This is a genomic window from Mycobacterium sp. UM_CSW (genome assembly GCF_000455205.1).
GTDB lineage: Bacteria > Actinomycetota > Actinomycetes > Mycobacteriales > Mycobacteriaceae > Mycobacterium.
Genome location: NZ_AUWQ01000022.1, coordinates 44,679 through 57,590, shown reverse-complemented (window position 1 = coordinate 57,590; position 12,912 = coordinate 44,679). Strand labels below are relative to the sequence as shown.

Genomic DNA, 12,912 nt, shown 5'->3' with positions numbered 1-12,912 from the left:
CCCCTTCCGATGTGGAAGGAGGTCCGCGACGCGGCCGCGGAAGGACCGTGGCGCGTCACACGCGCTTGATGGGCATTCGCTTGATGCCGTGAATCACGCTGCTGCCACTGAGATATTCAGGTGCGCCGATCGACACCTGCGGCAGCCGGGTGAGCAGTTCGAAGAACAGGCTGCGCAACTCCATCCGGGCCAAATTACTGCCGAGGCAGAAGTGCGTGCCCCCGCCGCCAAAACCGAAGTGGTTGTTGGGCGTGCGATTCAGACGGAACTCGTGCGGGTCGTCGAACACCGCGGCGTCGCGATTTGCCGAACAGTAGAAGAGGCCGAGCTTTTCGCCGGCCCTCACGGGCGTTCCGCCGACTTCGGTGTCCACGGCTGCGTGCCGCGCGAAGGACAGCACGGGTGTCGCCCACCGGACGAACTCGTCGATCGCCGAGTCGATGCGATTGTCGAAATCGGCCATCAGCCAGGCGAGTTGCTCCGGACGGTCCATCAAGGCCTTCAGGGCGTGAGACGTCGCCTGTTTGGTCGTGTCGCTGCCCGCTACCGACAGCAAGACGAGGAACGCTCCGATCTCGTCGTCGGTTAACCGGTGCCCATCGATTTCGGCATTGACAATGTTGGTCATCAGGTCGTCGCGACCTTCTACGCGACGTCGTTGAGCCAGGTCGATGCCGGCCTGGGTCAGCACTCCGAACTGCGTCATCATGTGGATCGCTTTGTCTTCGGACGCGGTGTAGTCGTCGTCGCCCGCCCCGGACAGCGCTTCCGCTGCAGCCAGTATGACGTCTCGATCGGTGCGGTCGATCCCGATCATGTCGGAAATCGTGTGCATGGGAAGTTTGCACGCGCACTCGGCGACGAAGTCGACCTCGGCGCCGTCCTGCAGTGCATCGAGGAGGTCGTCGACGATCTCGCGTGCGTTGTCGCGAATCTGCTGCTCGATTTTGCGCACCTGCCGTGGAGTGAACGCCGAACTGATCAGGCGCCGGTAGCGCGTGTGCTGCGGTGGATCCATGGTGAGGAAGAAGGCGGTCGCCCGTTGGATCTCGGCCGGCATCGGCTCGATGGAGATGCCCTCGCTGGACACGAAGAGGTCGCTGTTCATGCTGACGAACCTCACGTCAGCGTGCTTGGTGACCGCCCAGAAGCCCGTTTCCTCATGCGGAAACGGGGAATTGAACGGCTCGTGCCAGGTCAATCCGTCTTCGGATCGCAGCTCGGCGAAGACGTCGTCGCGCTCACGAAACCCCAAGTCCCAGAAACTCGCGGACGAGATGTTGTGGCGGTGGTACCGCCGTGGTGAACTTGATGTGGTCGTAGTAATCGCTTCTCTCCTAGCCTGAGGGATCTGTGCGTCACAACGTCTAAGTTGCCGACCTCGATCGTGTACAACGGCGGCGTCGAGTTCGAGATCCGAACGCATAATCCGCGTGAAGACCCATCACCGTTTTAGCCGGTTCGGACGATTCGAACCGCTGCCATGCTGTACATTAGGTCAAAAAATGTCCTATCGTCAATGGAGGCAGCGCGACGTGCTTCGCGGACGGTCGGCGGCTCCTCGTCGTCGTCAAAGGAACGTGGATGGCAAACGACCTGCTCCGGCGGACGCCGCGGGCGTCATCACCGTTGCGGGTGTGAGGAACCGTTGGACGAGACCGGGATGAAAACCACTGCTAGGAGGTGGGACGTGAGAAATAACCCCATGCACTCGGCCCGCAAGGGCGTTGCGGATTCACTCCGCATCCTCGACGGGTGCATAGGCACTCACGAATGGGCACGGCCGTGGTGATGCTGCATCCGGACGGCACCAGCACGCCCCTCATCGACGCCAGCGTGCACATCTTCAGCAAGTCGAACAAGGATCTGCGGCGCAACTTCCTTCGCGAGCCGTTCAAGAGCCGCGGGTTCCCGGACTACGAGATGGACTGGTTCGGCGCGCCTGGTGGCGAGTACGCTCCGGGCACCGAGGGCCCCGACGACGGGTATCCGGGTTCCGATCCCGAGATCGCGGGCAGGCACCTGTTCGACAAGCGCGGTGTCGATATCGCAATACTCCACCCCATGACCAGGGGAATAATGCCGGATCGACACCTGGGGACCGCGATCGCATCCGCGCATAACGAGATGATGGTGTCACGCTGGCTGGAAGATAACCCCTTCGCCGAACGCTACCGCGGGACGATTCGCGTCAATCCCGACGACATCGTCGGGGCCGTACGCGAGGTCAACAGGCTCAAGGATCACCCGCGCGTCGTGCAGATCGGTGTCCCCCTGCAATCACGCGAACTCTACGGAAAACCGCAGTACTGGCCGCTCTGGGAGGCCGCGGCCGCCGCCAACCTGCCTGTCGCGGTGCACATCGAAGTGGGATCAGGCGTGCAATTCTCGCCGACTCCGTCGGGGGTTCCGCGCACCTACGAGAACTACCTCAGCTTCATGGCCCTCAACTTCCTCTACCACCAGATGAATCTCATCGTCGAGGGTGTGTTCGAGCGAATGCCGACATTGAAGTTCGTGTGGGCCGACGGCGCCGCCGACATGCTGACGCCGTTCATCTGGCGGATGGACTGCTTTGGCCGTCCGCATCTGGAGCAGACGCCGTGGGCTCCGAAGATGCCGAGTGATTATCTACCCGGCCACACGTTCTTCGTCCAGGGCGCAATGGACGGTCCAGGAGATGTGGAGTTCGCCGGGGAGTGGGCGAGCTTCACAGGTAAAGACGACATGGTGATGTACGGGTCCAGCTACCCGCACTGGCAGTTGAACGAGCTAGCTGTGCCCCAGGCATTCTCAGACGAACAGCGCGACAAGCTGTGTTGGCGAAATGCCGCCCACCTGTACGGAATCGACGTCGACGCCGGCGTCGGCGCAAGTTGATGAGACGTTTGACGAGGAGCCCACAATGACAATCTCAGCTACAGAACGCAAGCCCGCAGCGGAACGCATCGGAGTCCGGTGCGTCGACTCCGATGTGCACCCTGTTCCCAAGATCGGCGTGCTGGCGCAGTACATCCCCGAACCGTGGCGCAGCAAGTACTTCCTGTCGAAGAAGGTCGGCGATCAGATCTACTACGACGCACCGGATTACGCCCATGCCTACGCGATGCGGGTGGACTCCTTCCCGGCTGATGGCGAGTTCCCCGGCAGTGATCCGGACCTCGCGTTCCAGCAGCTGATCATGGCGGCCGGCACCGACATAGCGATTCTCGAGCCTGGTGCGTACCCGTCGCGCTTCCCCGAAGTGACCCACGCGATGAGCTGTGCCCTCAACGAATGGCAAGCCGAGCACTGGCTGGACAGTCACAACAATTGGCACGAGCGCTGGCGCGGATCCATCTGCGCAACGATCGAGGCACCCGAGGACGCGGCCCGCGAAATCGAACGTTGGGCCGGGCATCCCTACATGAGCCAGATCCTCATCAAAGCCGAGCCCAGGCCGGCGTGGGGCGACCCGAAGTACAACCCGGTATGGCAGGCCGCCACCAAACACGACATCACGGTGACGTGCCATCTGTCGCGCAGTCATCACGAGGAACTGCCGATGCCGCCCGTCGGCTTCCCCAGCTACAACCACGATTTCATGGTCACCTACTCGCTACTGGCCGCCAATCAGGTGATGAGCATGATCTTCGACGGCCTGTTCGACCGATTCCCGACGCTACGGATCGTGCTCGTCGAGCATGCGTTCAACTGGATCCTGCCGCTGATGTGGCGGATGGACGCCATTTACGAGGCACGAAAGTCGTGGATGGACATCAAACGCAAGCCCTCGGAGTACGTGAAGGATCACATCAAGTTCACGACTCAACCGCTCGACTATCCGGAGGACAAGTCGGAACTGACTCGCGCGCTCGAGTGGATGGAGTGCGAAAAGATCCTGCTGTTCTCTTCCGATTACCCGCACTGGACGTTCGACGACCCGCGCTGGCTGGTCAAGCATCTGCCCGAGCACGCACGGGAGGCAGTCATGTTCCGCAACGGCATTGCGACCTACCATCTACCCGAAACCGTGCCGGCCCTCGAGGGTCAGGTGCGGGTGTTCTGATGCAAGCCAGACAAGTGCCGAGGGCATCACATGTCTGCGGTCGGGCCGCCGCCGGAAGAGTCGGTCAGGGTGACTGAGGAACGGGCGACGCCGAGGCTGGCGCAGGGGCGCGAGCACGTCGTGGCCACCGTCGACGAAATCGCCCCTGGGAAGCACAAACTGGTGCCGATCGGCAGACACGGCGTCGGCGTCTACAACGTCAACGGGACGTTCTATGCCATCGCCAACTACTGTCCACACGAAGGCGGACCCCTGTGCTCTGGGCGTGCCCGCGGACGCACGATCGTCGACGAGGCCGTGCCGGGTGATGCGGTGATGGTTCGCGACCTCGAATACATCTACTGCCCATGGCATCAATGGGGTTTCGAATTGGCGACCGGCACCACCGCGGTCAAACCCGAATGGAGCATCCGCACCTATCCGGTGCGGGTTGTCGGCAATGAGGTCCGGGTGCAGGCATGACGACCTCTACCCATCTCGCCGTCGCGGCATGGCCGGACTGCGCGCCGCGACTACTCCGACCGGGCGACGCTGGACGCGAGCAGTACGCCGACTACACCAGCGCGGGCGGATACCGGGCCCTCGCCAACGCCGACGCACTGCTTGAGCAAGTACATCGGTCGGGTCTCCTCGGTCGTGGTGGCGCAGCGTTCCCGACCGCTACGAAGCTAAGGACTGTCCGCGACGCAAGCCGCCGTGGTTTGGACACCGTCGTCGTCGCGAACGGTGAAGAGGGTGAGCCCGCGTCGGTCAAGGATCGCTGGCTGCTGCGCCACCGGCCCCACCTCGTGCTGGACGGACTTCGACTGGCAGCGGCGATGGTCGGAGCGCGACGCGCGTACGTGTACGTGTCGGATGCTCAGTCGGCCAACGCCCTAACGACCGCACTGGCGGAAGTCGACGCGGACGCCCACGGTTCGGCCGCCGTCACGGTGCAGACAGTGGACCCGGGGTACGTCGCCGGGGAGGAGACTGCGGCGGTGCGCCGTATCAACGGAGGACCGGCCAAACCCACCGATAAGCCGCCCAGGCCGTTCGAAGAAGGCGTCTCGGGTCTTCCGACGCTCGTCAGCAACGTCGAGACGCTGGCCAACCTGCCCTACCTTCACCAGAACGGCGCGCAACGATTTCGTGACGTCGGCACCACCATGTCATCCGGGACCTTCCTGGCCACGGTCACCGGTGCCGGACGGCCGGCCACGCTCTACGAGATCCCGCACGGCGCTAAGTTTTCCACGCTACTGGCGCTGCACGGCGTGACCGCCGATACCGTGCGCGGAGTACTGATGGGGGGCTACTTCGCAGGCCTGGTCAACCGCGACATTTTGGATGCCACACTGGACCACGAAACGATTCGCCGGCTCGGCAGCGGTCTGGGATGCGGCGCGATCTCGATCCTCGTTGATGACTGTCCCGTAGCCGTCGCTGCTGCTGTGCTGTCCTACTTCGACCGGGAGAACGCCGGTCAGTGCGGTTCGTGCTTCAACGGCACCGCCGCGATGGCAGCCGTCATGTCGGCGTTGCGTGACGGAGTGGCGAACCACGAGGATGTGTCCCGGTTGGAACGCTGGTCGGTCGTGCTACGCGGCCGAGGTGCCTGCGGCACTCTCGACGGCGCCGCCAACATCGCGTCGAGTCTGCTGAAGCAGTTTCCGACAACGGTGGAGCATCACCTCGTTGACCAGTGCACGACGTGCCGGGCTGGAGTCTTCACCGCAGAGCGGCCCTACGAAGTGGAGGAGGCGCGTTCTTCGTGAGCGAAACTTTGCGAATTCGGCTTGACCGCACCATGTGCGACGGGTTCGGGATCTGCGCAAGGCATGCGCCGGAAACCTTTTCGTTGGACGACTGGGGTTACGCGACGCTGATCGGTGACGGCACTATTTCCCAGAACGACCGCCACGGGGTGATGCGCGCCCTGCTCGACTGCCCTGTGCACGCCATCGCGACTGTCGGTGAACGACGGCCACGCGGCGGTTCGGCGCAGCACCACGAAGCGCACGAAGCGCCCGAGCCCCACCCAAAAACCGATGACAACGAAGCAATTTCAGAATTCGTTCGGTAACCCTGGTGGTGGCTTCGAGACCCATGCGAATCTCGTAAAGAAGTTGATCTATATCGCCCAGCGTCAGGATCACTGGCTTCTGGCGCACCAACGCCGCCAATATGGTGGGCCCTTAGTTCGCTGCGCGGACGCTTTCTTGTGATGAGAGAGCTAAACGTGCCTTGAGCGTCGGACTATGTGCTGCTCCCGAGCAACGGGACTTCGGGCTCTTGAAATCTCTCCGCGCCGGTTCTCGAGAAACTCCTCAGCGGCCGTTCCATCCCCCCAGCCATCGGCGGCGATATCAACGACGTTCTAGGTAACTCGCAGAATCCGCTGCCGACCCAGGAAACTTGATGCGAGGGCTGCGAATCGTTCGTTGCGTCGACCTCCCTCACGTGGGGCGTCTACGATGTTGGTACCGCAGACATGATCGAATTCGCGAATCCACCATCTACTTGGATGTCCTGTCCGACAATCCAATTTGACGCCGGAGACGCCAAGAATCCGATGACGGGCGCAATGTCGGCGACCGTCGCGTGGCGACCAACCGTAGTTCGAGACAGCTCCAAGATTTCTGTGCCCATCGACTGTTCGAAGTCGCGGAGGATTGGCGTCTCGACGGGTCCTGGACTCACGGTATTCACTCGGATGCCGCGTTGAGCCCAGGCCGGCGGCGCGAGTCGTTTCGCGAAGAGGATGAGCGCTTCCTTCGAGGTGTTGTAGGGGGGATATGTGTCGTCCTGGGCAGACTGCCAATCGGCGACCTCCGAAGCGGTGGTGCATTGAAGAAGGCCTTCTAGATCCGAAGCGCGGTAAGCCCATGCCGCTCCCGCCGTCGAGGCGACCGCAATGACGGATCCGCCGCGCCGCATCAGCGGGAGGAAGCCCTCTGCCATCAAACGGAATCCCAGAAAGTTGATCGTCAATACGTCGTGTGCGGGCAGCGTTCCGGGCACGCCGGCAACGTGGGCAAGCACGTCCCAACCAGGCCCGATTTCGGCCAGGAGATCGGCGATCGCGGATGAGTCACGCAAGTCCAGTTGTACGTACTCGGACGCGACGGCGTTCCGGTTGTCGCGGTCGACCGCAAGTACGTGGTCGCCCGCATCATGGAATAGAGCGGCAGTCGCCGCGCCGATTCCCGAACCGGCGCCGACGACCACCACTTTGCGCTGTGCGTTCATCGTTCGAGCTCTCTATTCGTCTGGTGCCCAAACGCGAGCAGCGGGGGCAGCGTCCGTTCTGGCAGGAAGATTTCACATGACGCGTGCGCCTATTGTGCACCGCACGGTCCAGGCCGCGAAAGTTCATTCTCCGGAACGGGATCCGTCTCTGCAGGTGCCTATAGTCTCGATGCGACGCTAGTGCCCTTTGCTGACACTTGTCAATAAATGCCATATGTGTTGAAGTGGTAGGAGATGGGTGGCAATGAGTGATATCTGTCCATCAGTGTCATCTCGGAACGCGAGTCGCTACTGTGGATGTTGCGGCTCACCCAATCCGTGGACGCCTCAGGTTGGGCCGGCAGCGATGAGCCGACGACTTCGGTGGAGGGAACAGGTATGAACAAAGACGACATGATCCTTGTCAGCGTGGACGACCACATTGTTGAGCCGCCCGATATGTTCAAGAACCACCTGCCCAAGAAATACCAGGGCGAGGCGCCGCGGCTGGTACACAACCCCGACGGCAGCGATACATGGCAGTTCCGCGACACCGTGATTCCCAACGTCGCGCTCAACGCCGTCGCCGGTCGCCCCAAGGAGGAGTACGGCCTCGAGCCGCAGGGCCTCGACGAGATCCGGCCCGGCTGCTACGACGTCGACGAACGCGTGAAGGACATGAACGCGGGCGGCATCCTGGGCTCGATGTGCTTTCCCTCCTTCCCCGGCTTCGCGGGCCGCTTGTTCGCCACCGAGGATCCCGAGTTTTCGCTGGCGTTGGTGCAGGCCTACAACGATTGGCATGTCGAGGAGTGGTGCGGGGCCTACCCGGCGCGCTTCATTCCGATGACGCTGCCGGTCATTTGGGATGCCGAGGCGTGTGCAGCAGAGGTGCGGCGCAACGCCAAGCGGGGCGTGCACTCGCTGACGTTCACCGAGAACCCTGCCGCCATGGGCTACAAGAGCTTCCACGACGACTACTGGAACCCGTTGTGGAAAGCGTTGGTAGACACCGACACGGTGCTCAACGTGCACATCGGGTCGTCGGGCCGGTTGGCGATCACCGCGCCGGATGCGCCGATGGATGTGATGATCACCTTGCAGCCGATGAACATCGTCCAAGCCGCAGCCGACCTGTTGTGGTCCAAGCCGATCAAGAAGTATCCCGACCTCAAGATCGCGCTGTCCGAGGGTGGCACCGGGTGGATCCCGTACTTCCTGGAGAGGGCCGATCGCACCTACGAAATGCACTCGACGTGGACGCATCAGGACTTCGGCGGAAAACTGCCCAGTGAGGTGTTCCGGGAGCACTTCCTGACGTGCTTCATCTCCGACCACGTGGGCGTGAAGCTGCGCAACGACGTCGGCATCGACAACATCTGTTGGGAGGCCGACTACCCGCACAGCGACTCGATGTGGCCGGGCGCTCCCGAGCAGCTCGACGAGGTGCTCAAGCAGCACAACGTGCCCGACGACGAGATCAACAAGATGACCTACGAGAACGCGATGCGCTGGTACCACTGGGATCCGTTCACCCACATCAGCAAGGAACAAGCCACAATTGGCGCCCTGCGTAGGGCGGCCCAAGGCCACGATGTGTCCATCCGCGCACTGAGCAAGTACGACCACGGCGGCTCGAACATCGCGGAGTTCAACGCCAGGGGTGTAGGCGCGGACTGAGCGATTCGCTGCAACGCGAGCGGAGGCCCTGCGCGCAAACCACCGACACGATTCTGCCGGTGACTGACATATGTCTGGATCGGCATATTTGGGTGTTAGGCTGACGCGGTGACCGAACCCCGAGTGAGCTTGCGTGAACGAAAGAAGCTAGACGCCCGGCGTCAGGTGCTTCAGGTGGCGAACAAGATGTTTCGCAAGTACGGTTACGACGCTGTCACCTTGGAGCAGATTGCCGACGCCTGCGTGATGTCGGTGCGCACGATCTTGCGGTATTTCAACACCAAGGAAGCGTTGGCCCTGGCTGGCGAGCACGAGCTTCTCGAGTCATTCCGCGCCCAGTTGGGTGTCCGCGAAACCGACGCCGTCACGTGCTGGCGAAATTTCCGCAATGAGACGCTGCCGCTGATGGAGACACCCGAGTCGCGCGAGCGAATGCGTGCCATCTACGAGACGCCGCCCCTGTTGGCCGAGTTTTTGCGGATTGGCGAGGGTTATCAGCAGTGCCTGACCGCAGCCATTGCCGAGGACTGGGGTGAAGTGGCGTCCCTCGAGGCCACGGTGTTCGCCTCAGTGTTGGTATCGACTACGAGTGCAGCGTTTCGCCGGTGGTATGTCTCCGAGGAACCGTTCGACCTCGTCGCGCTGCAGGATATCGTCGACCGTGTGTGTGTCGCTTTCGACAAGGGCAGGCAATCGGCAGACGGCCGACGGGTCGGCCGCGTCAGCGCCGCGAACACGGCGCCGACCCGACGAGCTCCAACGGGCCGACGCTGAGTTCAGCATTCGGCGTGGTTATTTGTCAGTTATTGACAAGTGTCACCTCTGACCATAGAGTTTGTCACGCACGATCGGGATTGATCGCCGGATGCGCTGGCAGCGCTGACCGATGCGACGCGCTCGTAGTGCCTAGAGCACAAGCCTTTCCGCGGATCCCCGGCTTCGTGGCGTGACGTCATCTGGTACGGGCTATGGGTGCTCGCAGGAATGCGGAGGTCGACGAGATGTCCTCAACGGCACCGACGTTGCGCGGTTGGGCGGGCAGGCGGAACCCGAACACAGCAGATTTGAGCAGACCTCACACTCAGGCGACTGGGCCGGCCTCAGAGTCGAGGTGGCCGTGCGTCCGCGCCGCAGTCCGCGGGATTGCAGCGTGGCCGCATCGAAATCCGTACGGGCGCAGGCCCCCTGTTCGGCTCTCACGGCCGAGAGCGTCCTGCTGCACAGCACAATCAGCGAGTATGAGCCGGATCCACATCGCGGTAGTGGCCTGCGGTGCGCAGTCCGCCGGCGGCGACTGCGTAGCCCGCTACGAGAAGAGGTGAGTGGAATGTATCCAGGGCATTGGGGGATTACCAAGCCCGATCACCCGGCCGTCATCATGGCCGGTACGCGTGAAACGATCACCTACGGTGAACTCGACCGGCGCTCACGATGCTTGGCTGGCTTTTTATGGTCGCGGGGGCTACGGCGCGGTGACCATGTCGCGATTCTGATGCACAACGATGTGCGCTATTTTGAAATGCTCTGGGCTGCATTGCGATCCGGGATGTACGTCACGCCGGTGAACTGGCACCTCAAGCCTGATGAAGTTGCCTATGTCATCGGCGACTGTGAGGCGAAGTTGCTTTTCACTTCGGCGAGGCAGTCGGATCTGGTTGAAGACATAGACTGGAGGACCCTGCCGGCGCTGACCACCCGTGTGATGGCCGACGGAACCACGACCGGTTTCGAGCCGTACGAGAGTGTCGTTGCGTTCGAGGGAGAGCCAGCCGAGGAGTCAAGCGGTGCCGCCATGCTCTACACCTCGGGCACGACCGGACGTCCCAAGGGTGTGCTCCGCCCGCTTCCCGATACTAAACCAGGCGATCTCGACGCCGCTTCTCACCGATTGGCTGCTCTGTTCGGTATCGATGAGCAGTCAACGTACCTGTCGCCGGCTCCGCAATACCATGCTGCGCCGCTGACCTTCACACTCGCTGCGCACCGTGCCGGCGCCACCGTCGTGATGATGGAGAAGTTCGACGCCCGCGATGCGCTGAAGGCGATCGACATGCACGGCGTTACCCACAGTCAGTGGGTACCAACGATGTTCGTTCGGATGCTGGCCTTGTCACCAGAGGACAAGCAGGCAGCGGATCTGAGCACTCACAGTGTTGCCCTGCATGCGGGAGCGCCGTGCCCGCCGGAGATCAAGCGGCAGATGATCGATTGGTGGGGTCCCATACTTGTCGAGTACTACGGCGGTTCCGATGGCGGCGGCTTCACTGTGATCGATTCCTTGGATTGGCTTGCCCATCCCGGTTCCGTCGGACGTTCGCGGACCGGCGCGGTCTACATCGTCGACGAAGACGCGGACGCCGTCGTTGGGCCCGGGCAGACCGGCACGGTCTATTTCAGCGGCGATCCGGGCTTCGTATACAAGGGTGACCCCGAAAAGACGGAGCGGTCACGTCGTGCGGGTGGTGAGTTGTCGACGATGGGTGACATCGGTTACCTGGACGCCGACGGCTACCTCTATCTCACCGACCGCAAGGAGTTCACGATCATCTCCGGAGGGGTCAATATCTATCCCCGGGAAGCGGAGGACGTGCTGATACTGCATTCCGACGTGCAGGACGTTGCGGTATTCGGCATACCGCACCACGAGTTCGGTGAGGAGGTTAAAGCCGCTGTCCAGCTGAAGCCGGGCGTTACTGCCACGCCTGAGTTGGCCGGCCAGCTGATCGCGTTCACTCGGGCGCGGTTGGCAAGCTTCAAATGTCCACGTTCCGTCGATTTCCTAGAACAGCTGCCACGCACACCAACCGGTAAGTTGCGTAAGGCTGACTTGCGCAGTGCGTACGCTCAGGGCAATTCGACCCCATGACCGTGTTCGTCAGACCCGCCCGGTCCGGCGAGCGTCGAGGAACGACTCGCGGTGCACGTGAGCGTATGCGAAGTGCTCCCATCAGGTTTCGTCAACATCCCAGCGCGGGCACTTTTTGCGCGGTCGCTGCATGCGTTCGTGCGGAGCCGCGCAGGGCCCCCTAAACTGTCATTAGTTGACTTTTGGCAGTAAGTGAACTTCGATGGTTGAGGTGGCCGCCGTGAGGAACGATCGATTACTGGACATGACGTGTCACATGAACCGATTTCGCGGCGTCGTGGCCACGACCACTCCGAAGGGCGGCCGAGACCCGTGGACGACCCCGTGACCGACGTCGAGGATACGGTCGAATCGTTTCCGGGCATCGAGTCCGGCGGCAAGAGTACCGAGGTGGGCCACTTCATGGCGGCCATGCGGCGTTTACAAGACGTCGTCGTATCGACGGATCCGGACAACGAGCTATGGGGTAGCGCAGCGCGCGAGGTGAACGACCTGTGCGAGCGGTTTGAGCTCCACCGTGTCCCAGCAGGCTTCGGACTTCGGGGCCGCGGACCACACCTGCCTGGACTGGGTCATCCGCTCATGCCGCCATGGATGATGACCGAGTACGGCCCCGACGGGGTGACGATGCAGGGTCACTTCAGTCAGTACCACGTCGGCAGCAACAATGCCGTGAATGGCGGCGTGATCCCCCTGCTGTATGACTGGCAATTCGGGATGATCGTCTCCGCCGTCGACCGAAGAGACAGCCGCACAGCGTACTTGCACATCGAGTACCGCAAGGTCACGCCGATCAATCAACCCCTGACTTCTCGTGGCCGCATAGAAACCATCGACGGAAGGAAAGTCTTCGTCACCGCGACAATGACCGACTCCGACGGCAGCGTGCTCTCCGAGGCCAGCGGCTTGATGATCCAGTTGAAGTCGAATCAGCCGTGAAGGGCTCGGGACGCACAGGCATGCCCTGCTGCCCCCAAACCGCGCATTCCTGGGACTTCGACCACCGCTGGACACCTCAGCCGTCCGTGTCGTCGACCGTGACCCAGCTAGCTGGGCTTCGCCTCAGTCGGGTGTCAATTCGAGTCCATGGGTTGTCGCACAACCGATT

At 62.3% G+C, this 12,912-nt stretch carries 11 protein-coding genes; 9 read left to right on the top strand and 2 right to left on the bottom strand.

The features are described 5' to 3' along the window. Positions 1 to 55: 55 nt before the first annotated feature. Entirely contained in the window at positions 56 to 1,108 is a 1,053-nt protein-coding gene (locus N415_RS09560) for a cytochrome P450 (RefSeq protein ID WP_239645481.1), read from the bottom strand. A 665-nt stretch (positions 1,109 to 1,773) separates the two neighbouring features. Here N415_RS09560 and N415_RS09555 point away from each other — a divergent pair. The 5 genes from N415_RS09555 (at position 1,774) to N415_RS09535 (ending at position 6,113) form a co-directional block, all read left to right on the top strand. Next, the gene (locus tag N415_RS09555) at positions 1,774 to 2,880 is read left to right on the top strand and encodes an amidohydrolase family protein (protein ID WP_239645480.1); all 1,107 of its coding nucleotides are present in this window, start codon (positions 1,774 to 1,776) and stop codon (positions 2,878 to 2,880) included. Positions 2,881 to 2,905: 25 nt separating this feature from the next. Continuing rightward, complete coding sequence (locus tag N415_RS09550) at positions 2,906 to 4,048, top strand: amidohydrolase family protein (RefSeq protein WP_068180152.1); 1,143 nt, start codon at positions 2,906 to 2,908, stop codon at positions 4,046 to 4,048. 69 nt (positions 4,049 to 4,117) lie between these two features. Further along, entirely contained in the window at positions 4,118 to 4,510 is a 393-nt protein-coding gene (locus N415_RS09545; RefSeq protein ID WP_239645479.1) for a Rieske 2Fe-2S domain-containing protein, read from the top strand. After that, complete coding sequence (locus N415_RS09540) at positions 4,507 to 5,805, top strand: NADH-ubiquinone oxidoreductase-F iron-sulfur binding region domain-containing protein (RefSeq protein ID WP_068180146.1); 1,299 nt, start codon at positions 4,507 to 4,509, stop codon at positions 5,803 to 5,805. Before N415_RS09545 ends, N415_RS09540 begins: the two co-directional genes overlap by 4 nt. An 8-nt stretch (positions 5,806 to 5,813) precedes the next feature. After that, positions 5,814 to 6,113 (top strand): ferredoxin, encoded by a 300-nt coding sequence (locus N415_RS09535; protein WP_193376423.1) that lies wholly within the window; start codon positions 5,814 to 5,816, stop codon positions 6,111 to 6,113. Between the two features lie 386 nt (positions 6,114 to 6,499). On the opposite strand, the gene N415_RS09530 is transcribed toward N415_RS09535, so the two are convergent. Further along, entirely contained in the window at positions 6,500 to 7,279 is a 780-nt protein-coding gene (locus N415_RS09530; protein ID WP_068180139.1) for a coniferyl-alcohol dehydrogenase, read from the bottom strand. A 378-nt stretch (positions 7,280 to 7,657) separates the two neighbouring features. Between N415_RS09530 and N415_RS09525 the strand changes: the two genes are divergently transcribed. The 4 genes from N415_RS09525 (at position 7,658) to N415_RS09510 (ending at position 12,743) form a co-directional block, all read left to right on the top strand. After that, positions 7,658 to 8,938: an amidohydrolase family protein gene (locus N415_RS09525; protein WP_068180134.1), complete on the top strand. Its 1,281-nt coding sequence runs from the start codon at positions 7,658 to 7,660 to the stop codon at positions 8,936 to 8,938. A 108-nt stretch (positions 8,939 to 9,046) separates the two neighbouring features. Beyond that, a complete protein-coding gene (locus N415_RS09520; protein ID WP_152531311.1) occupies positions 9,047 to 9,712 on the top strand; it encodes a TetR/AcrR family transcriptional regulator in 666 nt (221 codons plus the stop codon). 553 nt (positions 9,713 to 10,265) lie between these two features. Continuing rightward, positions 10,266 to 11,804 carry an acyl-CoA synthetase gene (locus tag N415_RS09515; RefSeq protein ID WP_068180126.1) on the top strand — a complete coding sequence of 513 codons (1,539 nt, stop codon included), beginning with the start codon at positions 10,266 to 10,268 and terminating at the stop codon, positions 11,802 to 11,804. 324 nt (positions 11,805 to 12,128) lie between these two features. Next, the gene (locus N415_RS09510) at positions 12,129 to 12,743 is read left to right on the top strand and encodes a PaaI family thioesterase (protein WP_068180330.1); all 615 of its coding nucleotides are present in this window, start codon (positions 12,129 to 12,131) and stop codon (positions 12,741 to 12,743) included. Positions 12,744 to 12,912 lie beyond the last annotated feature (169 nt).